Genomic DNA, 22085 nt, shown 5'->3' on the forward strand with positions numbered 1-22085 from the left:
CCGCCCCATCCGACTTCGCCCCCGTCCCCGCCGTGTCCGAACCGTGTGCAGTGTCGGTGCCACGGTCTAGACTCGCGGTCTGACGCCGAGTCAGACCGGGGCGCTCCGGCGCCCTGCGGGGGCGGTCGACGGGGGTGCTGGTGGTTCAGGGTTCGGCACGGGACGGTGCACGGGTGGGCGGGGTGCGGACGACCGCGAAGTACGAGGTCGACGCGCTGGTCAAGGACCTCATCGAACAGTTCAGCGGCGCCCGGCTGCCGATGCCGGTCGTGGTGCTCTACGCCGAGGACGACGATCCGGGCCTGGACCGCGAGGTCGAGTCCGTGGTGCGCGCCGTCCAGGAGGCCCAGGAGAGCGGCGGGTTGCCGCACCAGCTGGTCGAGTGCCCCGACGGGGGCGATCCGCACCGCAACGCCGTCGGCATCCTCGACGGTCTCGCCAAGGGTCCGTGGGCCCGCCGCGGCCCCGCCTGGTACCGGGCCTACGCGTGCCCGCGGTCGCGTCTCGTCGCGGCGATCGAGGCCGCCGCCCGGCACGTCCTCGGCCCCGGCGAGGTCGGCGCGGCGGACCAGGCCGCCCGGCCGCTCGACGCCCTGGTCGACGACGTCCTGGTGCGGCTGCGCGACCTGCACTGGCGGCCCGAACCGCGTACCGCCGGAGGCGAGTTCCAGCGGCTGCTGTCGCCGGTGCTCAACTCCACCACGCTGATCGGTGCGTTCGTCCTGGCCGGGGTCACCAGCCTGCTCACCCAGGCGCACTGGCAGGTCGTCGTGCTGGTCATGCTCGCCGCCCTGCTGGTGCTCGGAACGACCGGCTGGATCCGGCGCAACACCGCCCCGCTCTCCTGGCTCGGCCAGGCCAGCCGCTGGTTCGCCACCACCACCTTCCTCGCCGCGTCCGGCCGGCAGGCCGCCGCCTGGTCGCTGTGGCGGCCCCGGATGTCCTGGGACGTCACCCAGGCCCGGGCCCGTGAGGTCGCCGGCGAGATCCTCAAGGCCCAGCTGCCCGGCACCCCGGCCGAGGACCGCGACCGAGCACAGCAGTTCCACCTCCAACTGCGCACCCTCGCCCTGCTGGAGGACCTCCGCTGGGCGCACCGCTCCTGGGCGCCGGACCTGCGGGGGCGCAAGCGCCGGGTGCCGCCCGTCGTCTTCGTGCCCCGCGCCGGCGCCGACAACGGCGCCCTGCGGGTGCTCGGCGCGATCAGCGACGTCCGCAGCCGGCGCAGCGAGCAGGATCCGCTGCTGGTGCTCGCCGGCGTCGCCCACGCCGACGTCGCCGGCTGGCTGGAGGACGCCGGCACCGCCCCGGTCACCGTGCACGCGGTCGGCTCGCGCCGGCGCGGGCCCTACGAGAACTGGGTGAGCGACCTGCGGGTGCGGCAGGCGCCGAGCCGCGGCCGGGCCCTGGCGTGGACGCTGCCGGTGCGGCTCACCCGGCTCCAGCTCGGCGCCGGCGAGACCACCCGGCTGGTCGCGGTACCGGTGCGGCGCTCCTGGTGGGTCCTGTGGTCGCGCTGGACGGTCCTCGCCGTGCTCGTGCTGGGCGCCTGCGGCGGCGTGCTGCGCGCGCAGCAGCTCTCCGACCTGTACTGCCGGCCCCGGCTCGTCGGGTCCGACCCGGACGCCGTGTGGCGGCAGGACCCGGGCGGCACCCGCGAGTGCATCGGCGTGGCGACCGACGGCATCTCCTTCGCGGGCGACGGCGGCGGGATCCGGCTCAGCGGCGAACTGCCCGGCGGCGACGCCAAGCGGACGGGCGCGGCCATCGGCCTGGAGAGCCTGGAGCAGTCGATCCGCGACGAGAACGCCCGCGTCGCGGCCCTCCCCGACGTCCGGTACGTGACCATCGTGTACGCCGGCTCGCTCACCACCACCGCGGGGCAGCAGTCCCGCGCGCTCAACAGCCTCAAGGAGCTCACCGGAGTCCACCTCGCGCAGCTGCGCAACAACGCCGGCGACCCCCTGAAGATCAAGATCCTGGTGGCCAACGGTGGCCAGGACATGTACTTCCAGACGGACATGGTCCGCCGGATCGTCGCCCTCGCCCAGCGCGACCGCTCGGTCGTCGGGGTGGTCGGCCTCGGCCGCGACACCGCCGACAGCGGACCGGCCCTGGACCTGCTCCAGCAGGCCGGCCTGGCCGTGGTCAGCACCACCAACTCGGGCACCTACCTGGCCCGCGGCCACGTCAACTACTTCGGCCTCGCCGCCACCGACCAGGAGGAGGCCGCCGCTTTGCGCCTGGTCGTCGACGGCCTCCACCTGCAGCCCGCACAGAAGTTCGCGGCCGTCCTCACCCGGCGGCCCAGCCAGGACGACCGCTACAGCCCCGAGCAGGCCGAGTACGGCTCGGCCATGCTGAAGGACGCGGGATTCCAACTCATCGGCGGCAGGCCGCTGGAGTACGGGCTGACCAGCAACGGCGACCCCGACTTCGAGGCGGCGCTCAGCACCAGCTGCCACTCCGACCACGCACCGGCGGTGCTCTACCTCGCCGGGCGGGCCGACGACGTCAACCAGCTGATGCGGCGACTGGCGGCCGATGCCGGCTGCAGCGGCCCGCTGACCGTGCTCACCGGCGACGATCTGACGAAGGCTCAGTTCCGCACCGGTGCCACCTGGATGGCGCCGCAGGCGACGCTGTACTACACGGCCCTTACCGACCCGGCCGCCACCGCGCGCGCATCCGATCTCGCCGAGGTGGCCGCGGCCGACCTGAGGATCGCCCCCGGCGGGGACAACCCGTACGAGGACGACGTGTTCTCCGACGGCGCCCTCGCCATCGCCTACGACGCGACCGCCGCGCTCCAGGCCGGCGCGGCCAAGGCGGGCGCCTCGCAGAAGGGCGGCGTCGGCTCCGTGATGGCGGGGCTGCGCGCCGTGGAGATGAAGAACCGGGCCACCGGCACGGTCGACTTCCGCGACACCCGCCCGCTGGCGACCGGGCCGCAGCCCGGGCACGGCCTCCACATCATCAGGGTCCGGCGCGCCGCCGAGGGCATGCCGCTCATCGACCTGATCTGCGGGCGGCCGGCCGGCGACGTCCGACCGCTCACCGGCTGCGCGCCCTGAGCCGGGTGCCGCCGGCCACATGTGCGGCCGGCGGCACCCGGGTCGGGCGGTCCCGACGGGAGGGCGGGTCAGCCTGCGAGTGCGGCGTACAGGCCGCGGCCCGGCCGCTGCGCCCGGTCGGCCTTGACCAGCCGTTCCAGCATGGTGCGCACCGCGTTGACGTTGCCGGTGGCATCCGCCAGGCCGAGCGCGAGAGTGACGTCGCGGGCCCGCAGCGGGCCGGTGGCGGCCGCGAGCGCCGCGAGGACGCTGGCGGCGTCCGTGCGACGGCGCGGTCCGGTCGGGGCCACCGCCGCGGCCTCCGAGCCCGTGGTCTCGGCGGCGGGCGCCGCGGCAGCCTTCTTTGTGGCTGCGGCTGCGGCTGCGGTGCGCCGGGCCGGGGCCTTCCCGCGCGCGGGCTTCTCGGCGGCAGGCTTCTCGGTGGTCGGCTTCTTCGCCACCGGCTTCTTGGCGGAAGGCTCCTCGGCGGCGGGCTTCGCTGCGGCCACCGACTTCTTCGCGGCGGACTTCTTTGCAGCCGGCTTCTTCGCCACCGGCTTCTTCGCCACCGGCATATCGGCGGCGGCCTTTGCGGCCGCGGCCGGCTTCTTCGCGCTTCCGGTCGTGCGCGCGGCCGTCCGGCGCGCGGACTTCGCGGCCGGTGCGGTGGCGGGCGAAGTGTCGGGGGCGCTGTCGGCGGGGGCTGCCGGCTCGTCCTCCGGCGTTGCCGTGTCCGGCAGTTCGGCGTCCGGTCCGGTGGCGGTCACCGTTGCGGCGGCCGGTGCCGGCGCGGGAGCCTCCGATGCGGAAACGTCCGTGACCGGCGCGGTCGGTTCGGCCGCGCCGTGGTCCGCCGAGATCCGGGGGCGGCGGCGTCCTGCTGCTTGTCGAGCGGTGCGGGGGCGAGGGCCTGGAGGCCGTCGAGCGCGCCGAGCATGGCGTTCTCCTGGGCGACCACGGTCGCGAGTTCGTCCTCCAGTCGGCGGCGCCGATCCCGGATGCGGGGAGTTCGACTTCCAGCAGGGCGATCGTCGACCCTACGCTGCTGTCCTCACCGAAGGTATGTGCCACGGGAGCCTCGTTTCGTCGTCAATCACGGCTTTCCCCAAGGACCCTACGGCCTCTTACGGGCGATTGACCCGGTTTTGTGGGATCGCGCTCCCGATGACGACGGTGAATCGGCCGTGCCGCACGGCCCGGTGGGATGCCACGGGCCGGAACACGGCTGCGGGCCGCCTCCCGAGGGGAGACGGCCCGCAGCCTGCGGTCAGCCCGTGGCGAGGTGGTGTTCCAGTGCGGCGACGACCAATCGGTGGTCCTCGGCCTGCGGCAACCCGGAGACGGCAACGGTGCCGACCACACCGACCCCGGCGACGGTGAGCGGGAACGCGCCGCCGTGCGCGGCGTAGACGTCCGGATCCAACCGGGAGTCCGCCTCGAAGGTGCGGCCCTTGGCGGTGAACCGCAGCCCCACCAGGTAGGAGGAGCAGCCGTAGCGGTCGACGGTGCGGGTCTTGCGGCCGATCCAGGCGTCGTTGTCGGCGGAGGTGCCGGGCAGGGCGTAGTGGAAGAGCTGCTGGCCGTTGCGCCGGATGTCGACGGTGACGGCGGCGGACCGTGCGCGGGCCAGCTCGACGAGCGTGCTGCCCAGCCGCCAGGCGTCGTGGTTGTCGAAGCCGGGCAGCACCAGGCGCCGCTCCTCGTCCTCGATCTGGCGGATCAGTGCGGCGATCCCGTCATCGCCCGCTGTGTCGGGCGCGGCGGTGGGAGCGGTGGGGGCGGTGGCGGCGGTGCTCATGCGGCGACCTCGTCCTCGGTGTCGTCGGAGCCGGCGGTGTCCCCGGTGCCGAGGGTTACGGTGCGGCCCTCGGCGGCCGAGCGGCGGGCGGCTTCGAGCACCGCGAGAGCGGCGACGGCGTCGCGCGGGTCGACCGGTGCGGGGCCGCCGTCGCGCAGGGCGTGAACGACTCCGGCGTAGAACGCTGGGTAGTCGCCCGGCAGCGAGGGGTGGGGTGCGGCATCGTCGAGGACGCCGAGCACGCCCAGGTCGGCCTGGGCCTCCTCGCCCCAGCCGAGCCCGGGTCGGCGGCCGGCGCGCAGCGCGTCCTCCTGCGGGTCCAGGCCGTGCGTCACGTAGGCCGAGCGGTCGCCCAGCACGCGCAGGCGCGGGCCGAGCTGGGCGCTGAGCGCGCCCATCCAGAGGTGGGACCGGACTCCGGAGGTGTGGGTGAGAGCCACGAAGGCGTCGTCGTCCGCCACGGCGCCGCTCCGGCGGACGTCGACCTCCGCGTAGACCTGCTCGACCGGGCCGAACAGGTGCAGGGCCTGGTCGATCAGGTGGCTGCCGAGGTCGTAGAGGATGCCGCCGGCCTCGGCCGGGTCGGCGGACTCCCGCCAGCCGGCCTTCACCTCCGGGCGCCAGCGCTCGAAGCGCGACTCGTAGCGGTGCACGGTGCCCAGCGAGCCGTCCGCGATCAGGCGCTGTGCGGTCCGGAAGTCGGCGTCCCAGCGCCTGTTCTGAAAGACCGTCAGCATCAGGCCGAGACTGTCGGCCAGGTCGGCGAGGGCGGCCGCCTCGGCTGCGGTGGCGGCCAGCGGCTTGTCCACCACGACGGGCAGTCCGGCCTGCAGCGCGGCGCGCGCCAGCGGGACGTGGGTGTCGTTGGGGGAGGCGACGACGAGCAGGTCGAGCGCGCCCGGGTCGGCGAGCAGCGCCTCCGCGGTGTCCACGGCGCGGGCCTCCGGGTGTTCCCGGTGCAGCTGGGCGCGACGGGCGGCGCTGGCCGTGACGACGGCCTCCAGGCGCAGGCCGGGGGTGGTGGCGATGAGCGGGGCGTGGAACGCGGAGCCGGCCAGGCCGTAGCCGACCAGTCCCACACGGAGGTCGCCGCTCAGGGCGTCCGGGGTGTTCGGAATGCTCGTGAGGCTCATGTGCTCCAGTTAAGCAACAGCGTTTCCTAAGTGCAACCGCAGGCACAATGGAGTCCATGACCACGCCCCACGGCGCCCCGGCCGGTGCCAACCTGTCCGGCCTGCGCGATCACAACGCCGCCCTCGTCCTCGGACTGCTCAGGGCCGCGCCGCAGGGGAGCAGCCGGGTCGAGCTGGCCGCGAGGACGGGTCTCACCCCGCAGGCCGTCGGCAAGATCACCGCACGGCTGCTCGCCGAGGGCATGATCGTCGAGGCCGGGCAGGCCCCCTCCACCGGCGGCAAGCCCCGCACCCTGCTGCGGCTGCGGGCCGAGGCCGCCTGCGCGATCGGCGTCCACCACGACCGGGACGAGCTGACCGTGCTGCTGGTCGACCTCGCCGGACAGGCGCGGTACCGGTGCACCGAACCGCTGGACGCCGCCATCGCCCCGGCGGACGCCGTCGCCCTGATCGCCGCGCACGTCCGCCGCGCCGCCGCCGGGCTGCCGGACGGTGCGCGGCTGCTCGGCGTCGGGCTCGGCTGCCGCGGACCGCTCGACCACGCCGCCGGCGTCCTCCACTGGTTCACGCCGCCGCGCGCCGACGGGACGTACGCCTGGGACCCGGGCTGGGACGGCTACCCCCTGCGGGACGCGCTCGCCGCCATGCTCGACGGGCTGCCCGTCACCGTCGACAAGGACACCAACGCCGGCGCCCTCGCGGAGGCCGCCCGGGCCGAGCGGACCGGCGACGGCCTCGCCTACGTCCACCTCGCCGGCGGCCTCGGTGCCGGACTCCTGCTGAACGGGCGGCTGCACCGGGGCACGCGCACCAACGCCGGCGAGTTCGGCCACCAGACCGTCGACCTGGACGGACCGCCCTGTGCCTGCGGCAACCGGGGCTGCCTGGAGGCGCTCTGCCTGGCCGAGCTGGACCGCGGCGACCCGGCCGCGGCGGCCCGGGTGATCGGCGTCGGCGTGGCCAACCTGGTGCGCCTGCTCGACATCGACCGGGTGGTCCTCGGCGGACGCGCGGTGCTGGCGGAGCCCGACGTGTACCTGGACGGGATCGCGGCCCAGCTCAAGGAGCGCATCCCCGACCCGGAGTGGCAGCCCGTGCCGGTGGCGATCAGTGCCACTGGGCGGCTCGCGGTCGCGGCCGGCGCGGCCGAACTCGTCCTCGGCCCGCTCTTCGGCCGCCGCACCTGAAGCCGCCGCACCGCAGGGTGCCGCACGGCGACCGCCCGGCATTGCACGGCCACCGACCACGAGGTCATGGGCCCGGTCCGGGGCCCGAGAGGGATTCGCGCCGGCCGTCAGGACAGCAGCCCGATCGTCACACCCGTCGCGCCCAGTGCGGCTTGAACCGCTCCGATGGGACTGCGAGCGGCAGGCGGCCACCGAGTAGTGGGCCCAGTGGGCCCAGGGGAGGTGACCTGTGTCGCCGCCACCGGGCAGCCGTCCCGGTGACCGGGGCCGACGGCCGATCGGGCGACCCGGCTGGTCCGTTCGCGCGATCTTGCGTATACGTCGCTCCGGTCGCGGGCAGGCGGACCGTCAACAGGCCCCTGGATCCGGAGGTGCGCGGTGAATCTCGTCATGGTGCTGCTGGTCGCCCCGCTGGTGCTCGCGGGTGTGCTCACCGCGACCGCACCCGGTCGTCCACCCCGCCACCGGGGGCGGCGCGACCTGCGGCCGACCCGTTCCGCGGGGGCCGCCCGGCACCGCGGTGCCTGAACGGCACTGCGGCGACCGGGCGGCGGGTACGCGGCGCGCTGCGCACGGCGCCCGGTGGAGCGCGACGGGCCGGTGGCCCACCCTCGGGGGTGGGCCACCGGCCCGTCGGCCTGCGGATGCCGGATCAGGAGTAGATCTGGAACTCCGAGAGCTGCCCGGCGGGCCAGCCGGTGTTGCCGGTGACGTTCAGCCGCACGTACCGGACCGAGCTGGTCGGCACGGTGAGGCTGACGGTGTTGCCCGTGGCCGGGTTGAACGTGTAGCCGGCGGACGCCTTCAGCGTCGTCCAGGTGCTGCCGTCCGTGGAGCCGAGCACCGACAGGGTCTCCGTGCGGGTCGCCCAGTCGGCGGACGGCGGGAGGGCCAGGGTGATCGTGGTGACGTTCCTGGCACCGCCCAGGTCGGCCTGGATCCACTGCGGGAAGGCGTTGTTGGCGCTCTCCCAGTAGCTGGCGGCGTTGCCGTCGTTGGTGTTGCCGGGGCCGTAGTTCTGGGTGGAGCTGCTGGCGGTCATGGTCGCGCCCAGCGCCAGGTTGCCGCCGCCGGCCGCGTTGCCGGTGCCGGACAGGGCGACGGTGAGCGGGCCCGCCGGGTCGTTGGAGGCGACCGTGAGGGTGCCCGTCCGCGCCCCGGTGCCGGTCGGCGTGAAGGTGGCACTCACGGTGCAGGAGGCGCCCGCGGCCAGCGTCGCCCCACAGGTGCTGGTGGCGGCGAAGTCACCGGTGGCGGTGACGGCGCCCAGGGTGGCCGCCGCGGTGCCGGTGTTGGTGACGGTGGTCGACCGCGCCGTGCTCGTGCTGCCCATGGCCTGGCCGGGGAAGGAGAGGCTCGCCGGTGCGGCGGTCAGCGCCGGGGCCGTGGTGCCGCCCCCGCCGCCTCCGCCGCCGCCGGGGAAGACCAGCAGCTCCGAGAACTGGGCGGCTGGCCACCCGGTGTTGCCGGTGACGTTGATCCGCAGGTAGCGCACCGTGCCGGTCGGCAGGCCGACCGTGACGGTGTTGCCCGTGGCCGGATCGAAGGTGTAGCCGGCGGACGCCTTCAGTGTCGTCCAGGTGCTGCCGTCCGCGGAGCCGAGCACCGAGAGGGTCTCGGTGCGGGTCGCCCAGGCGGTCGCCGGCGGGAGGTCCAGGGTCAGCGAGCCGACCTGCTGGGCCGAGCCGAGGTCGGCCTGGAGCCACTGCGGGAAGGCGTTGCTGCTGCTCTCCCAGTAGCTGGAGGTGTTGCCGTCGTTGGTGTTGGTGGCCGGGAAGCCGCCGTTGGCGCTGCTCGCCGTCATGGTCGCGCCCGCCGCCAGGTTGGTCGTGGCGGAGACGCCGGTGCCGGTGAGCGTGGTGCCGACCGGCGTCGTGGTGGTGGAGTTGGCGATCGCCAGGGTGCCGCTCTGCGGGCCGCCGGTGGTCGGCTTGAAGGTCACGGCGACGGTGCAGGTCGCGCCCGCGGCCAGGGTGGCGCCGCAGGTGTTGGTCTGCGCGAACGGTCCGGTGACGGTGATGGACGACAGCGTGGCCGCGGCCGGTCCGGGGTTGCTGACGGTCACCGTCTGCGCCGAGGTGGTGCTTCCGACGGCGATGCTGCCGAAGGCGAGCGAGCCGGGGCTCGCCGAGACGGGGGTGTTGACGGTGCTGCCGCCGTCGGTGCCGATCAGCTGCACGGTGGCGGGGCCGCCGGGCTGCCCGTTCGGGATGGTCAGGGTGCCGGTGGTGATGCCGGAGGCGGGTGCGGTGTAGGAGACGTCGACCTGGCACCACATGCCGGGGTCGGTGGGGTTGGCACCGGCCAGCCCGGTGCCGCACGGGGTGGCGGGGTCGGGCGTGACGGTGAAGCCGCCGGTGGCGGTGATGCCGCCGAGGCCGGTGGCCGAGCGGCCGGTGTTGTAGACGGTCACCTTCTGCACGGGGGTGGCCCGGCCGACCTGCGCGTTCTGGAACGTCACCGTGCCGGGGAAGGCGGTGACCGGCGCCGCGCCGGGGAATCCGCAGGTGGGTGTCGCGGACCAGCCGGAGTTGCCGGGGCCGACGGTGAGCGCGAAGCCGGAGCCGCAGTTCTGCGCCCCGGCGACGCCGACGTTGGTGGCCGTCACCCCGGAGACGTCCGCGGAGCCGGTGGTGCCGATCTGGAAGACGTAGGTGCCGACACCGTTGACGGTGTCGTTGCTGATGTGCACGTTGCTGATCGGCTTGCCGCCCTCCAGCGTGCCCTGGAACTGGTAGGCCTCGTAGGGGCTGGAGAGGATCTGGTTGTCGGAGATGTTGATCGTGCCCGCCATCGCCGAGTCGAGGGCGAAGAACCACATCGCTCCGACGCCGTAGTCCCAACCCGGGTCGAACTGGCCGGTGCGGACGAGCTGGTTGCCGCTGATCGTGGTGGTGCCGGCGAGGGCGACGGCACCGAAGCGGTTGCCGACGTGGATGCCGCCGCCGCGGGTGACCGTGTCGCGGACCAGGTTGTTGGTCACGCTGTTGTCCGAACCGCCGTACAGGGCGATGTTGTTGGCCAGTCCGGGGGAGTCGACCGTGTTGTGGTCGAAGGTGTTGCCGCTGTCGTTGGTCGACGACCACATGGCCAGGCCGTCGTCCTGGGTGTTGCGCAGGAAGCTGTTGCGGACGGCGGAGTTGGTGATGCCGCCGTCGAAGTTGATGCCGTCGGCGAGCGTGTCGAGGATCCGGACGTTCTGGATCGTCAGGTTGGTGGTCGGGCCGACGATCCACGCGCCGACCTTGACGTTCTGCATCCAGACGTCGGAGATCACCGTGTTGTTGAAGCCGCCGTTGAAGCCGTTGACCGAACCGTCGCTGTCGTCACGGGTGTTGACGTTCCCGAAGATCGCCAGGTCGCGGACGGTGACACCGGTGGTCTGGCCGACGTTGCCCTGGAACTCCACGTTGTGGCCGGTCAGCTTCGTGTACCACTGGCCGGCGCCCGCCACCGCGACCTTGTTCAGGCCGATCGGCGCGGTGATGGTGTAGAGGCCCTGCGGCAGGTAGACGCCGGTGCCCGCGGCCGAGGCGTCGTTGACCGCCTGCTGCAGCTTGCCGGTGGCGTCGGCGACGCCCGTGTTGTCGATGCCGTACGGCGCCTGCGTGACGTCCAGGTACCCGGCGGGCTTGGCCAGCGGCGCGGCGACGTTCTCGAAGTCGGCGGTGTTGATGACGTACCAGGGAGCGGTGTCGCCCGCGTCGACCTGGAGCTTCACCACCGTGCCGACGGGCAGGACGGACGGGAACATCATCCGCGCGTCGTCGTAGAAGTCGTGCGGCACGGCACTCTGCGGATTGCCCACGTCGGCGGGGTTGTTGGTGAAGGTGTACGCGCCGTACAGCCAGCTGTTCTTGGAGGTGAGCTGGATCGACTGGGACTTCGTGCCGTTGACGTAGACGCTCAGCGGCGCGGTCAGGCCCTTGCCGTCGAGGGAGTCCGGAATGGCGTAGTGGAAGTCGACCGCGTTGGCCGGTGCGGTGAGCGTGAACTGCACGTACTTGCCCTGGCCGACCAGTTGCACGGCCTTGCGGCCGGTGGCCTCGGAGGCGAGTGTGCCGTAGGTGTAACTCGGCCCGAGGACAGTGCCGTTGGTGGCCGCGTCGGCGGCCTGGTACTGGGTGAACGGGACGGCTGCGCCGGGCGGGGTGGCCGCGCCGGCCGACTGGGCCGGCAGGGCGATCGCGGGCGCGGCGCCGAGCAGGGCGGCGCAGGTGAGACCCGCTGCCCAGCGTCGGACGGCGCGGAGCGGATGGTGGAACACGCAGGGCTCCAATGGCTGGTGGGGGAGCAGTGGGGGTCGGCCGCACGGGGCCCGTGCCCCTCGGCACCCGGAACACCGCGCGGCGTCGACGGCGGAACGGCCGCCCGGGACAAGCCGCGTGTGGCGGGGCTCACTTAACCATTTCTCGCAGATGACCACAATATTTCGATCGATGTTTGCAAGAACTCGACATCAACGTGAGACTTGGTGACGTGCCATCGGGGGGATGGGGCGAGGGGGGCATGGCGCTGCGCAGGGGCCATCGCTGACGATCCGTCACGTGGGCAGTCGGGAAACACGGAACCGCGCGGCCGTCGATCTCGCGCGACAAGGGGCATACAACGGCCGGTCGATACGGTCCCGTCGGGGCGTCGGGGCGTCGGGGCGTCGGGCAGGGCCGGGACCGGCCGCGGCCGCCCGGTACGACAGGGTCGGCTCAGCCCCGGTTCGCCCGGTGTGCCCAGCCGGTCATGCCCAGCCCGCCCACCACGGCGAGCAGGCCGAGGCCGGTGGCCAGACTGCTGCCCCGACGGCCGGAGACGGCGATCGCCAGGGTGGCGCCCACGGCCAGGACGACCAGACCGGCCGCCCACAGGCGCGGCGCCGAGATGCGATCGCCCCACCAACGGGGCATCCGGTTGCGGGCGGCGACCGGCGCGACCTGAAGGAGGACGGTCGCCCACACCGCGGCCACACACGCCCACTCGAAAGTCTTCACGACGATCTCCTCCACCCGCTCCGCCTCGGCGCGGTGCCGCAGCGGACGGATCCTGCCACACCGCACGGCCCACCGGATCCGCCGGGCCCAGGATGACCCTGCCCGGTCGGCGGCACCGGTACTCCGCGCCACCGCACCGGAACCGACGGATCGTCAGGACGCGCCGAAAACCGGTGTCCCGGTCGTATCGCGGATGGCTACAGTCGGCGGCAGAAGGTGCGCCGCCGCGACAGGAGCGGTGTGTGCCGCGACGAGTGAGGGGGCCGGGCCGTGCGTGACCGCATCGCCGTCGTGATCCCCCGTCCCGGTACGAGGTGATCCTGGTGTCCTCGTCCCCCCGGTGCCGGCTGCGCGGCCGGTACCGGATGTCCGCGGCGAACGTCTGACCGCTGCCCCTCCCGCCCCACCCGAGGGCCGTCCCACCGAGGGCCGTCCCGCTCGTGGGCCGTCCCTCCCGGCGGCCCCCGCAGGGCCGGCCGAATCGGCCCGGGTGGAATGCCCGGTGCCGTCGCACCGGGGAGGGGCCTTCCTGCGGGCCCGGACCGACGCCGCGTCACCCGTCATCGCGCCGCCCTCTTCCGCACCACCTCGAAAGGCCTCGGGCCATGCGCACCGACCTGACCACCCCTGCCACTCCTGTCACCACCGCGACGAGCACCGTCCGCAACCTCGGCATCCTCGCGCACGTCGACGCCGGCAAGACCACCGTGACCGAGCGGATCCTCTACCTGACCGGTGACGTCCACCGTCGCGGCGAGGTCCACGACGGTACGACCGTCACCGACTTCGACTCCCAGGAGCGCGACCGCGGCATCACGATCTTCGCCGCGGCGGTGACCTGCCACTGGGACGGCCACCGCATCAACCTGATCGACACGCCGGGCCACGTCGACTTCGCCGACGAGGTCGAGCGCTCGCTGCGGGTGCTGGACGGCGCGGTGGCCGTGTTCGACGCCGTCGCGGGCGTCGAGCCGCAGAGCGAGTCGGTGTGGCGCCAGGCGGACCGGCACGGTGTGCCGCGGATCGCGTTCGTCAACAAGCTGGACCGGGCGGGAGCCGACCTCGACACCGCCGTCGCCTCGATCCGTGAGCGCCTGCACGTCGTCCCGCTCGTCGTCCAGCTCCCGATCGGGACGTCCGACCGCTTCACCGGCGTGGTGGACCTCGTCCGGATGCGGGCGCTGGTGTGGGCGGACGGGGCCGACGCCGCGCAGGAGAGCGACGTCCCGGACGACCTGCGGGAGGAGGCGCAGCGCCGCCGGAGCCTGCTGGAGGAGACCGTGGCCGAGCTCCACCCCGGCGCGCTGGAGGAGTTCTGCCGACGGTCGGCGCTCTCCGGGGCGACGCTGTCCGCCGCCCTCCGCGACCTCACCCGCAGCGGTGAGGGCGTCGTGGTGCTCTGCGGATCGGCGTACCGGAACCGTGGCGTCGAACCCCTGCTGGACGCCGTCGTGGCGTACCTGCCGTCACCACTGGACGTACCGCCGGTACGCGGCACGTCGGGTGACGCGGTGGAGGAGCGGGCGGCCGACCCGGACGCGCCGTTCGCGGCCCTGGTCTTCAAGGTGGCCGCGGCGCCGACCGGCCGGCTGACCTATCTCCGGGTGTACTCGGGAACGATCGGGAAGGGGGACACGGTGGTGGACGCGGGCACGGGCCGCACCGAGCGCATCGGCCGCATCCTGCGCGTCCGAGCCGACCGCCACGCCGAGGTGGAGCGGGCGGTGGCGGGCGACATCGTCGCGGTCGTCGGACCGAAGGCCGCCCGGGCGGGCGCGACCCTGTGCCTGCCCGCGGCGCCGCTGCTGCTCGAACCGCCGACGGTCGCGGACCCGGTCGTCTCGGTGGCGGTCGAGGCCCGACGGAGCACCGACACGGGCCGCCTGGCGTCCGCGCTCGCACGGCTGGTCGAGGAGGACCCGTCGCTGCTGGTCGCGACCGACCGGGAGACCGGGCAGACCCTGCTCTCCGGCATGGGCGAGCTGCATCTGGAGGTCGCGGTGGAGAAGATCCGCCGCGCCCACGGCCTGGAGCTCGGCGTCGGCCGTCCGCGGGTCTCCTACCGGGAGACGCCGGCCGGAGCCGTGTCGGGCCTGCTCTACCGGCACGTCAAACAGGACGGCGGAGCAGGGCAGTTCGCCCACGTCGTGCTGGATGTCGGGCCGCTGGAGCCGGGCGATCCGGCGGCCGCCCTCGCGGCGGCGGGTGGCGGCGGCCGCGGTGACCGGGCGGAGTTCGCCTTCACCTCCGCGGTCACCGGCGGCCGGGTCCCGGCCGAGTACGTCCGGGCGGTCGAGGCGGGCTGCCGGGACGCGCTCGCCGACGGCCCGCTCGGCGGCCACCCGGTCACCGGGCTGCGGGTCACGCTGACGGACGGGGCCACCCATCCCAAGGACTCGTCGGAGATGGCGTTCCGCACCGCCGGCAGGCTCGCGCTCCGCGAGGCGCTGCGGACCGTCACGACCGTCCTGCTGGAACCGCTGGCCGAAGTCACGGCCACGGTGCCGGAGGACGCCGTCGGCGGGGTGCTCGGCGACCTGGCGGCCCGGCGCGGCCGGGTGACCGGGCAGGTCACCCGGGAGGGTACGGCCGTGGTCACCGCGACCGTCCCGCTGGCCGAGCTGTTCGGCTACGCGACCCGGCTGCGCAGCCGGACGCAGGGCCGTGGCACCTTCACGACCCGGCCCGCCGGCTACGCCCCGGCCCCGGCGGGCTCACCCGCCCGCTGACCGTCCCGCTGACCGCCCCTCTGCCGGGCCCCGCCCCTCGGGCCCCGCGCACCGGCCACCCGCCGGTGCGCGGGGCCGCGGGACCGTCAGGTGATTCCCGGGACCGGCTGTCCGTGCCCAGGCCGCGCTCCTACCGTGGGGGCATGCGATTCGCCTTCAAGACGTCACCGCAGAACACCACGTGGGCCGCGATGCTCGACGTGTGGCAGGCCGCCGACGACATCGAGGTGTTCGAGTCCGGCTGGACGTCCGACCACTTCCACGCGATGCACGGCACCGACCCCACGACCTCGCGCCTGGAGGGCTGGATCACCCTCGCCGCGCTCGCCCGGGCGACCCGGCGGCTGCGGCTGGGCACCCTGGTCACCGGCATTCACTACCGGCATCCTGCGGTACTCGCCAACATGGCCGCCACCCTCGACGTCATTTCCGACGGCCGACTGGAACTCGGCGTCGGGACGGGCTGGAACACCGAGGAGTCGGCCGCCTACGGCATCGGGCTCGGCAGTCCGCGGGAGCGCAGCGACCGGTTCGAGGAGGCCTGCCAGGTGCTCGTCGGGCTCCTCTCGCCGGAGCCGACCACGACCTTCCGCGGCAGCCACTACGTACTGACCGACGCCCGCTGCCACCCCAAGCCCGTGCAGCAGCCGCACCCGCCGCTCTGCATCGGCGGCAGCGGTGAGCGGCGCACGCTGCGCACCGCCGCCCGGTACGCCCAGCACTGGAACTTCGACAGCGGGACGCCTCGGCAGTTCGTGCGGGCCCGGGAGGTGCTGCACCGGCACTGCGCGGAGGTCGGCCGCGACCCGGCGCAGATCCTGCTCTCCACCCAGGTGCGGTTCACCGGCGATCCGGCACGGACGGCCGCGGACGCCGCGGAGTTCGGCGCGCACGGGGCCCAACTCGCGATCATCCAGCTCCCCACGCCCTACACCGCGGCCGTGCTGGAGCCGCTGGCGGCGGCGCTCGCGGCGCTGCCCGGCCGGTAGGGACGGGGCCGGCCCGCCACGGGCTCCCGATATTCCGTTGCCCGCGGCGCCGTCCGGCCCGATGATCCGAGGATGGCCGACACCTCCCCCGACGGCCGGGCCGGCATCGACGCCTCACTGGTCCGCCGCCTGATCGCCGATCAGTTCCCGCAGTGGCGCGGCCTGCCGGTCACTCCGGTGGAGGTCGACGGGTGGGACAACCGCACCTACCGCCTCGGCACCGGGATGACCGTCCGGCTCCCGACCGCCGCCGGGTACGTCCCCGCGGTCGCCAAGGAGAGCCGTTGGCTGCCCCGGCTGGCGCCGTCGCTGCCGGTCGTCGTGCCGGAGATCCTTGCCGAGGGTGTGCCGGGCCGCGGGTACCCCTTCCCGTGGTCCGTCCGCGGCTGGCTGACCGGGGAGACGGCCGCCCGGGGACGGATCGACGACCCGGCCCGGTTCGCCGTCGCGGTCGGGGAGTTCCTGCGCGCCCTGCAGCGGTGCGACGCGACCGACGGGCCCCTCGCCGGCGCGCACAGCTGGTACCGGGGGACGCCACCGGCCGCGTACGACGAAGAGACCCGGTGCTGCCTGGCCGTCCTGGAGCGGGACGGCGTCCTCGGGCAGGACGAGCTCCGCAGGTCCGCCGCCGTCTGGGAGGCCGCGCTGGTCGGTGAACGGCGGGGTGCGCCGGTCTGGTTCCACGGGGACGTCGCAGCCGGGAACCTGCTCGTCCGGGACGGACGGCTGGCGGCCGTCATCGACTTCGGCACGTCGGGTGTCGGCGATCCGGCCTGCGATCTCGTCATCGCCTGGGGCATGTTCTCCGGCGACAGCCGGGAGGCCTTCCGGGTCACGGTCGCCCAGGACGCGGGGACGTGGGCGCGCGCCCGCGGCTGGGCGCTGTGGAAGGCCCTGCTGGTGCTGACCGAGTCGGCCGGTGCCGATCCGGACAGTGCCGATCCGGACAGGGCCGCCGAGCAGCGGCGGATGATCGGGGAGGTGCTGGCCGACCACGACCGCCACGCCTGACGCCGGTGGTGACGGGGGACATCACGGCGGACGGCGGCCCCAGCAGGTCACCAGCGGTGCGGTGGTGACATCGAGCTCCACGCTCTCCAGGTTGGCCAGGTGGCGCTGGATCTCCTCCTCGGTGGCGAGCCCGCCGCCGGTCAGCTGCGTGCGGAGCTGGCGCACGGTCGCGGCCTCCAGCTCGCGGCAGGCCGGTGAGGTGACCGGGAAGTAGCCCTCGGCCCGTACGTCGGTCAGCCCCGCCCCGCGCAGCAGGGCGGGCAGCGTCCGGCCGAAGGAGAGGTCGACGCCGCGATCGGCGAGCAGGGCGCGGAAGCCGCGGCGGACGTGGTTGGCGAGCTGCTCGGCCGGGCCGCGTTCGTCGGGGCAGGCGAGCGGCTGCAGCGCGGGGTCGGCGTCCTCCAGGACGAGGAAGCCACCGGGCCGCAGCGCCGCGGCCATGCGCCGCAGGGCCTCCGCCCGGTCGGGCAGGTGGACGAGCACCAGCCGGGCGTGCACCAGGTCGAAGCCGCCGGCCGGCGGGTCGTCGCGGGTGACGTCATGCCGCCGTACCTCGACGCCCGGTGCGCCCGCCCGGTCCAGCCAGGAGGTGTCGATGTCGGTGGCCAGGACATGGCCGGTGGGTCCGACCCGGGCGGCCAGGGCGCCGGGCAGGGACGGGCCGCCGGCGCCCACCTCCCAGCAGCGCCACCCCTCGGCCGGCCCGAGCCGGTCGAGGTGGGCGAGCGTCCACGGGTCGAAGAGCTCCGCGAGTGCGTCGAAGCGCCGGCCGGCCTCGCGCTGCCGGTTGTCGAGCAGGTAGCCCTCGTCGGATGCCATGCCGCCATCCTCGCGCAGGGTGCGCGGCCGGGCCGTGTCGGGGCCCGGCGGCGGGCTCACGCGTCGGGGCGGCCCGTCCCCTCCGCCCGCCCGCCGCCGCTGTGCTGTCCCTCGTCCTGCCCGGGCTTCTCGTCATGCCCCTCGTCCGCCGGGCGTCCGGCGGCAGGGTCGGCCGGGGTGGACGCCTTCCGGGTGTCGGCCCCGAACAGCCGGGACGTCTGCTCCTGGTACACCTTCGCGACCTCGGCCTTGGAGAGGGCGAGGGTGACGATGCGGTGGCGCTCGTCGACCGCGGCCACGGCCGTCATCGGCAGGCTGATCTCCCGGCCGAAGACCCAGACCCCGGTGTCCACCACGATGTGCTGTTCGTCGACGTAGTCCGAGTGGCGGTCCACCCGGCCGAGGTGGCCGTCCGTCGCGTCGACCCGGTACCCCGCCAGGTCGATGGTGTGGCCTGCGTCCCGGATCACCGGCATGTCCGTCCCCTGCCTCTCCTGCTCGGGCCGGACACGCGGGTGCGCGGGCCGGCCTCCTCCGTATGGACCGATCGGCCGTATGACCTGCCGTGGCGCTGCGCAAACCTCCGCGCGGCGGCCGTACGCGGCACCGCCGCTCGTCCGGGCCCGAATAGAGTGGAGCGATGACCTCCGGATACCGTCCGGTGCCCGCCCGCGCGGCCGGCCCCGGAGACCTCGATGCCATCGTCGGGACCCTGACGACGGCCTTCTTCCACGACCCGCTCTGGGGGCCGGCATTCCCGGACGAGGAGCACCGGGCCGAGCAGGCGGCCGCGATGTGGCGGCTGTACGCGACCTCGGCGCTTCGCTATCCGTGGAGTCAGGTGACCGACCACGCCGAGTCGGTGGCGATCTGGATCCCCCGGGCGGTACGGAGCTGACGGCCGATGAGGAGGCGGGCCTGGAGGATTTGCTCACGGAGCGGGCCGGCGCCCGGGTGGCCGCGGACATCCTGCGGATCGGCGAGCAGCTGGAGGAGGCCCGACCCGCCGACCCGCATTTCTACCTGACCCTCCTCGGGACCCACGGCGACCACCGTGGCAAGGGGCTGGGCATGGGCCTGGTGGCGGCGGGCCTGGCCCGGGTCGACGAGCTGGGGGCCGCCGCCTACCTGGAGTCGTCCAATCCGGCGAACAACGCGCGGTACGAGCGGGCCGGGTTCACCGCCCACGGGCGGGTGACGACGGCCACCGGGCATGTGGTGACCACCATGTGGCGCGCCGCCCGCTGAACCCCGCCCGCTGCCCGCCGAACCCTGCCCGCTGCCCGGCGGTGGGGACCGGCGGTCGACGGGGGACCGGCGGTTGACGGTGCCGGCGCCGTGCTCTTGGATGTTGGCTGTACAACTTTTCCTGCTGGGGGAGTGCCGGTGAGTCCGGAAGCAGTGCCGATGGTGGTCCTGGCCGCAGCTCTGCTGCACGCCGTGTGGAACGCCCTCGCCCACGGGATGGCGGACAAGCTGGCGGGCTTCGCGCTGATGAACACGGTCTTCCTCGTGGTCGGCGGGGTGATGGCGGCTCTGGCCCCGATGCCCGACCGCGCGTCCTGGCCGTGCCTCGCCGCCTCGGCGGCCCTCCAGGTCGGGTACCAGCTCCAGCTCGTGCGGGCCTACCGGCTGGGCGACTTCGGGCAGATGTACCCGCTCGCCCGCGGCACCTCACCGATGCTGGTGGCGCTGCTCGCCGCGACCGTGCTGGGCGACCCGCTGCACGGCGCGCGGCTGCTCGGCATCCTGGTGATCTCGCTCGGGCTGGCCGGGCTCGCGTTCGCCGGCGGGCTGCCCGGTCGTGAGCAGCTGCCCGCGCTGGGGGCGGCGGTCACCACGGGCGTGCTGATCGCGGGGTACACCGTGGTCGACGGCATCGGGGTCCGGCGGGCCGGTGCAGCCGGCGGGTACATCGCGTGGATGTTCCTCGCCCAGGGCGCGGCGATGCTCGTGGTGGCCGCGCTGCTGCGCGGCCGGGCCCTCCCGGCGCCCTGCGCCGGGGCACCCGGACCGGCCTGGCCGGCGGCCTCATCTCACTGACGGCGTACGGGCTGGTGGTCTGGGCGCAGACCGCGGGCGACCTGGCGACGATCGCGGCGCTGCGCGAGACCAGCATCGTGATCGCCGCCCTCATCGGTGTGCTGTTCCTGCGCGAACGCCTCGGCCGCGTCCGGCTGGCGGCCAGCGCCACCGTGCTCACCGGCATCGCCGTCCTGGAGCTCGTCCACAGCTGACCCCGGACGGCGCCCCCCGGGGGCGGGTCCACGACGGCGGGCCCGGAGCACGGTCGGACCGATCCGACATGCCGTCAGTGGGGGCGGCCGTCGGCAGGGTTCGCCTCGAACGCACCCGCTCCTCTTTCCCCGCTCCGTCCCGGCCCGTCGGCCGCGTCGGGACGGTGCGCACAGGACCGATCCGCTGCTGCCGCGGTGGGCCCGCGGTGGGCCCGCGGCGGGCGCCGTGGCGGCCCCGGGGACGCCCGACGATCATGCCGACGGAATTTACCTGCGCTCAACACCATTGCCTTGACAGGCTTTTAGCCAGCGGAAATACTCACGCCCATCCCGCGCGGACCTGTCGCGGGACACGCCGGGGCCAGGGCGGCAGAGTCGCCGACCCGCGGCCGGCGGGGCTCCTTCGCGCGCCCGTCGGCCTCCCGTCACCGCGGACGGGCGGTGGTCGCGGAACGACCCCCACCGCGCCTCGCCGCACCGTACCGCCGCACCGATCGGCTCCACCGCCCGCGAGCGGGCCCGCGGGTCGTTCGTCGCACGGCCCGGCGCCGGCCGGAGGACGAGCCGGTCGTCCGGGATCCCTCCCCAGCACGGACGCGCCGAACCGGCGGGTCCGGCGGCACGCCGAGAAAGGCGCCACCGATGAGCACTACCCCTCCCGCCGGCAGATCAGGCCTGCGGTCGAACGTTCTCGGCACCTTCGACACGATCGTGATGGCGGTGGCCGGCAGCGCTCCGGCCTATTCGCTCGCCGCCACCACCGCCACCCTCGCCGGGGCCGCGGGCCTCTACTCGCCGGCCGCGCTGCTGTGGTGTGCGATACCGATGCTGGGCATCGCGTGGGCGTTCAACTACCTCGGCCGGATCGACGTCAACGCCGGTGCCAGCTACTCCTGGGTGGGCCGCGCGCTGCACCCGTCGCTCGGCTTCATGAGCGGCTGGGCGCTGGTGGTCTCGGCGACGCTCTTCATGGTCGCGGGCTCGCTGCCGGCCGGCGCGTACACGCTGTCGCTCTTCTCGCCGGGGCTGGCCGACAACACCGCGCTGGCCACCGCCGTGGGCGCCGGCTGGTTCCTGGTGATGGCCGGTCTGGTGCTGATGGGCGCCCGGATCACCGCGCACGCCCAGTGGGTCATGACGGGCATCGAGATCGCGATCCTGATCGTGTTCGGCGTGGCGGCACTCCTGCACGGCGGCTCGGCCGCGGTGTTCTCCTGGTCGTGGCTCTGGGGCTTCGGCCACTTCGGCGGCGTCGGCGGGTTCGCCGCCTCCGCCCTGATCGCCGCGTTCTACTTCTGGGGCTGGGACGTCACGGCGAACCTCAGCGAGGAGACCTCCAACAGCCGCCGCAACGCTGGTCTCGGCGGCCTGCTCGGTGTCATCACCGCATTCGCGATCTTCGAGACGGTCACCATCTCGGTCAACCTGATCATGAGTCAGGACGACATCCGGGCCAACAGCGGCACGCTGCTCTCCGACCTCGGCGAGGCGGTCTGGCCGGGCTGGGGCGGCAAGGTGCTGGTCGTCGCGGTCGTGCTGTCGACCATCGCCACCCTGGAGACCACCTTGATCCAGGTCTCCCGCTCGCTGTTCGCGATGGGCCGCGACCGGACGGTCCCGGCCGTCTTCGGCCGGTCCCACCTGCGCTGGCAGACCCCCTGGGTGGCGCTGGCCGTGGTCACCGTGGTCTCACTGCTGCTGTTCGTCGGCTCCAACGCCCTCGGCTCGGTCAACACCATCCTCACCGCCGCGGTCAACGCGATCGGCCTCCAGATCGCCTTCTACTACGCACTCGCCGGGCTCGCGGTGGTCGTGGCCTACCGCAGGCTGCTGTTCAAGTCGGTGTCCAACGCGGTGTTCATCGGCCTGTGGCCGCTGATCGGCGCGCTGTTCATGGCGTTCGTCTTCGTCCAGGCGCTGTTCGACTTCACTGCCCTCCAACTCGCCCTGGGGCTCGGCACGCTGGCCGTCGGCCTGGTCCCGATGGGCTGGTACTGGGCCAAGGGCAGTTCGTACTACCGGCCGGCCCGGCTCGACGCCGCCGACGCCGACGACGTCGAAGCCCGGTACGGGGACAGCGAACCCACTCTGGCCGGAAGCGACCGGACCGGTCTCGCCACCGACCTGTGACCCCTCGGCGGGCC

General features: G+C 74.2%; 18 protein-coding genes. 11 read left to right on the forward strand and 7 right to left on the reverse strand.

Going from position 1 to position 22085, the window contains the following annotated elements; all coding sequences use genetic code 11:
* Positions 1-182 precede the first annotated feature (182 nt).
* A complete protein-coding gene (locus ABEB13_RS37590) occupies positions 183-3074 on the forward strand; it encodes an ABC transporter substrate-binding protein (protein WP_345709107.1) in 2892 nt (963 codons plus the stop codon).
* 68 nt (positions 3075-3142) lie between these two features.
* Here the strand turns inward: ABEB13_RS37590 and ABEB13_RS37595 are convergent, their stop codons facing one another.
* The 3 genes from ABEB13_RS37595 to ABEB13_RS37605 form a co-directional block, all read right to left on the reverse strand.
* Positions 3143-3820 carry a prephenate dehydrogenase gene (locus tag ABEB13_RS37595; RefSeq protein ID WP_345709108.1) on the reverse strand — a complete coding sequence of 226 codons (678 nt, stop codon included), beginning with the start codon at positions 3818-3820 and terminating at the stop codon, positions 3143-3145.
* 500 nt (positions 3821-4320) lie between these two features.
* Positions 4321-4851, reverse strand: a complete 531-nt coding sequence (locus ABEB13_RS37600; RefSeq protein ID WP_345709109.1) for a heme-degrading domain-containing protein — start codon at positions 4849-4851, stop codon at positions 4321-4323.
* Positions 4848-5984, reverse strand: coding sequence for a Gfo/Idh/MocA family oxidoreductase (locus tag ABEB13_RS37605; protein WP_345709110.1), 1137 nt, complete (start codon positions 5982-5984; stop codon positions 4848-4850). Before ABEB13_RS37605 ends, ABEB13_RS37600 begins: the two co-directional genes overlap by 4 nt.
* 56 nt (positions 5985-6040) lie before the next feature.
* Here ABEB13_RS37605 and ABEB13_RS37610 point away from each other — a divergent pair, with 56 nt between their 5' ends.
* Together ABEB13_RS37610 and ABEB13_RS37615 are read left to right on the forward strand one after the other, a co-directional pair.
* Positions 6041-7171, forward strand: coding sequence for an ROK family transcriptional regulator (locus ABEB13_RS37610; RefSeq protein WP_345709111.1), 1131 nt, complete (start codon positions 6041-6043; stop codon positions 7169-7171).
* Positions 7172-7549: 378 nt separating this feature from the next.
* Positions 7550-7699 (forward strand): hypothetical protein, encoded by a 150-nt coding sequence (locus ABEB13_RS37615; RefSeq protein WP_345709112.1) that lies wholly within the window; start codon positions 7550-7552, stop codon positions 7697-7699.
* 124 nt (positions 7700-7823) lie between these two features.
* Here the strand turns inward: ABEB13_RS37615 and ABEB13_RS37620 are convergent, their stop codons facing one another.
* Together ABEB13_RS37620 and ABEB13_RS37625 are read right to left on the reverse strand one after the other, a co-directional pair.
* Entirely contained in the window at positions 7824-11438 is a 3615-nt protein-coding gene (locus ABEB13_RS37620) for a discoidin domain-containing protein (protein ID WP_345709113.1), read from the reverse strand.
* Positions 11439-11874: 436 nt separating this feature from the next.
* The gene (locus ABEB13_RS37625) at positions 11875-12156 is read right to left on the reverse strand and encodes a hypothetical protein (protein ID WP_345709114.1); all 282 of its coding nucleotides are present in this window, start codon (positions 12154-12156) and stop codon (positions 11875-11877) included.
* A gap of 605 nt (positions 12157-12761) precedes the next feature.
* Between ABEB13_RS37625 and fusA the strand changes: the two genes are divergently transcribed.
* The 3 genes from fusA (at position 12762) to ABEB13_RS37640 (ending at position 16885) form a co-directional block, all read left to right on the forward strand.
* Entirely contained in the window at positions 12762-14885 is a 2124-nt protein-coding gene (gene fusA, locus ABEB13_RS37630) for an elongation factor G (RefSeq protein ID WP_345709115.1), read from the forward strand.
* A 143-nt stretch (positions 14886-15028) separates the two neighbouring features.
* Positions 15029-15874 carry an LLM class F420-dependent oxidoreductase gene (locus tag ABEB13_RS37635; RefSeq protein WP_345709116.1) on the forward strand — a complete coding sequence of 282 codons (846 nt, stop codon included), beginning with the start codon at positions 15029-15031 and terminating at the stop codon, positions 15872-15874.
* Between the two features lie 72 nt (positions 15875-15946).
* Positions 15947-16885 carry an aminoglycoside phosphotransferase family protein gene (locus tag ABEB13_RS37640; protein ID WP_345709117.1) on the forward strand — a complete coding sequence of 313 codons (939 nt, stop codon included), beginning with the start codon at positions 15947-15949 and terminating at the stop codon, positions 16883-16885.
* A 21-nt stretch (positions 16886-16906) separates the two neighbouring features.
* Here the strand turns inward: ABEB13_RS37640 and ABEB13_RS37645 are convergent, their stop codons facing one another.
* Together ABEB13_RS37645 and ABEB13_RS37650 are read right to left on the reverse strand one after the other, a co-directional pair.
* Positions 16907-17704, reverse strand: a complete 798-nt coding sequence (locus ABEB13_RS37645; RefSeq protein WP_345709118.1) for a class I SAM-dependent methyltransferase — start codon at positions 17702-17704, stop codon at positions 16907-16909.
* A 56-nt stretch (positions 17705-17760) separates the two neighbouring features.
* Positions 17761-18174: a hypothetical protein gene (locus tag ABEB13_RS37650; protein ID WP_345709119.1), complete on the reverse strand. Its 414-nt coding sequence runs from the start codon at positions 18172-18174 to the stop codon at positions 17761-17763.
* A 170-nt stretch (positions 18175-18344) separates the two neighbouring features.
* Between ABEB13_RS37650 and ABEB13_RS37655 the strand changes: the two genes are divergently transcribed.
* The 5 genes from ABEB13_RS37655 to ABEB13_RS37675 all read left to right on the forward strand — a co-directional run bounded on the left by ABEB13_RS37655 (position 18345) and on the right by ABEB13_RS37675 (position 22071).
* Positions 18345-18602 carry a hypothetical protein gene (locus ABEB13_RS37655; RefSeq protein ID WP_345709120.1) on the forward strand — a complete coding sequence of 86 codons (258 nt, stop codon included), beginning with the start codon at positions 18345-18347 and terminating at the stop codon, positions 18600-18602.
* A gap of 29 nt (positions 18603-18631) precedes the next feature.
* Positions 18632-18952, forward strand: a complete 321-nt coding sequence (locus ABEB13_RS37660) for a GNAT family N-acetyltransferase (protein WP_345709121.1) — start codon at positions 18632-18634, stop codon at positions 18950-18952.
* Positions 18953-19090: 138 nt separating this feature from the next.
* On the forward strand, positions 19091-19747 hold the full coding sequence (locus ABEB13_RS37665; protein WP_345709122.1) for an EamA family transporter: 657 nt from the start codon (positions 19091-19093) through the stop codon (positions 19745-19747).
* Between the two features lie 14 nt (positions 19748-19761).
* Positions 19762-19941 carry a hypothetical protein gene (locus tag ABEB13_RS37670; RefSeq protein WP_345709123.1) on the forward strand — a complete coding sequence of 60 codons (180 nt, stop codon included), beginning with the start codon at positions 19762-19764 and terminating at the stop codon, positions 19939-19941.
* Between the two features lie 642 nt (positions 19942-20583).
* Positions 20584-22071 carry an APC family permease gene (locus ABEB13_RS37675; protein ID WP_345709124.1) on the forward strand — a complete coding sequence of 496 codons (1488 nt, stop codon included), beginning with the start codon at positions 20584-20586 and terminating at the stop codon, positions 22069-22071.
* Positions 22072-22085 lie beyond the last annotated feature (14 nt).

Source organism: Kitasatospora paranensis, from assembly GCF_039544005.1.
GTDB classification, from domain to species: domain Bacteria; phylum Actinomycetota; class Actinomycetes; order Streptomycetales; family Streptomycetaceae; genus Kitasatospora; species Kitasatospora paranensis.

Coding starts and splice junctions, on each gene's coding strand:
- ABEB13_RS37640 (WP_345709117.1), top strand. CDS start 15,947: ATGGCCGACACCTCCCCCGACGGCCGGGCCGGCATCGACGCCTCACTG.
- ABEB13_RS37605 (WP_345709110.1), bottom strand. CDS start 5,984: ATGAGCCTCACGAGCATTCCGAACACCCCGGACGCCCTGAGCGGCGAC.
- ABEB13_RS37600 (WP_345709109.1), bottom strand. CDS start 4,851: ATGAGCACCGCCGCCACCGCCCCCACCGCTCCCACCGCCGCGCCCGAC.
- ABEB13_RS37655 (WP_345709120.1), top strand. CDS start 18,345: ATGACCTCCGGATACCGTCCGGTGCCCGCCCGCGCGGCCGGCCCCGGA.
- ABEB13_RS37610 (WP_345709111.1), top strand. CDS start 6,041: ATGACCACGCCCCACGGCGCCCCGGCCGGTGCCAACCTGTCCGGCCTG.
- ABEB13_RS37635 (WP_345709116.1), top strand. CDS start 15,029: ATGCGATTCGCCTTCAAGACGTCACCGCAGAACACCACGTGGGCCGCG.
- ABEB13_RS37675 (WP_345709124.1), top strand. CDS start 20,584: ATGAGCACTACCCCTCCCGCCGGCAGATCAGGCCTGCGGTCGAACGTT.
- fusA (WP_345709115.1), top strand. CDS start 12,762: ATGCGCACCGACCTGACCACCCCTGCCACTCCTGTCACCACCGCGACG.
- ABEB13_RS37645 (WP_345709118.1), bottom strand. CDS start 17,704: ATGGCATCCGACGAGGGCTACCTGCTCGACAACCGGCAGCGCGAGGCC.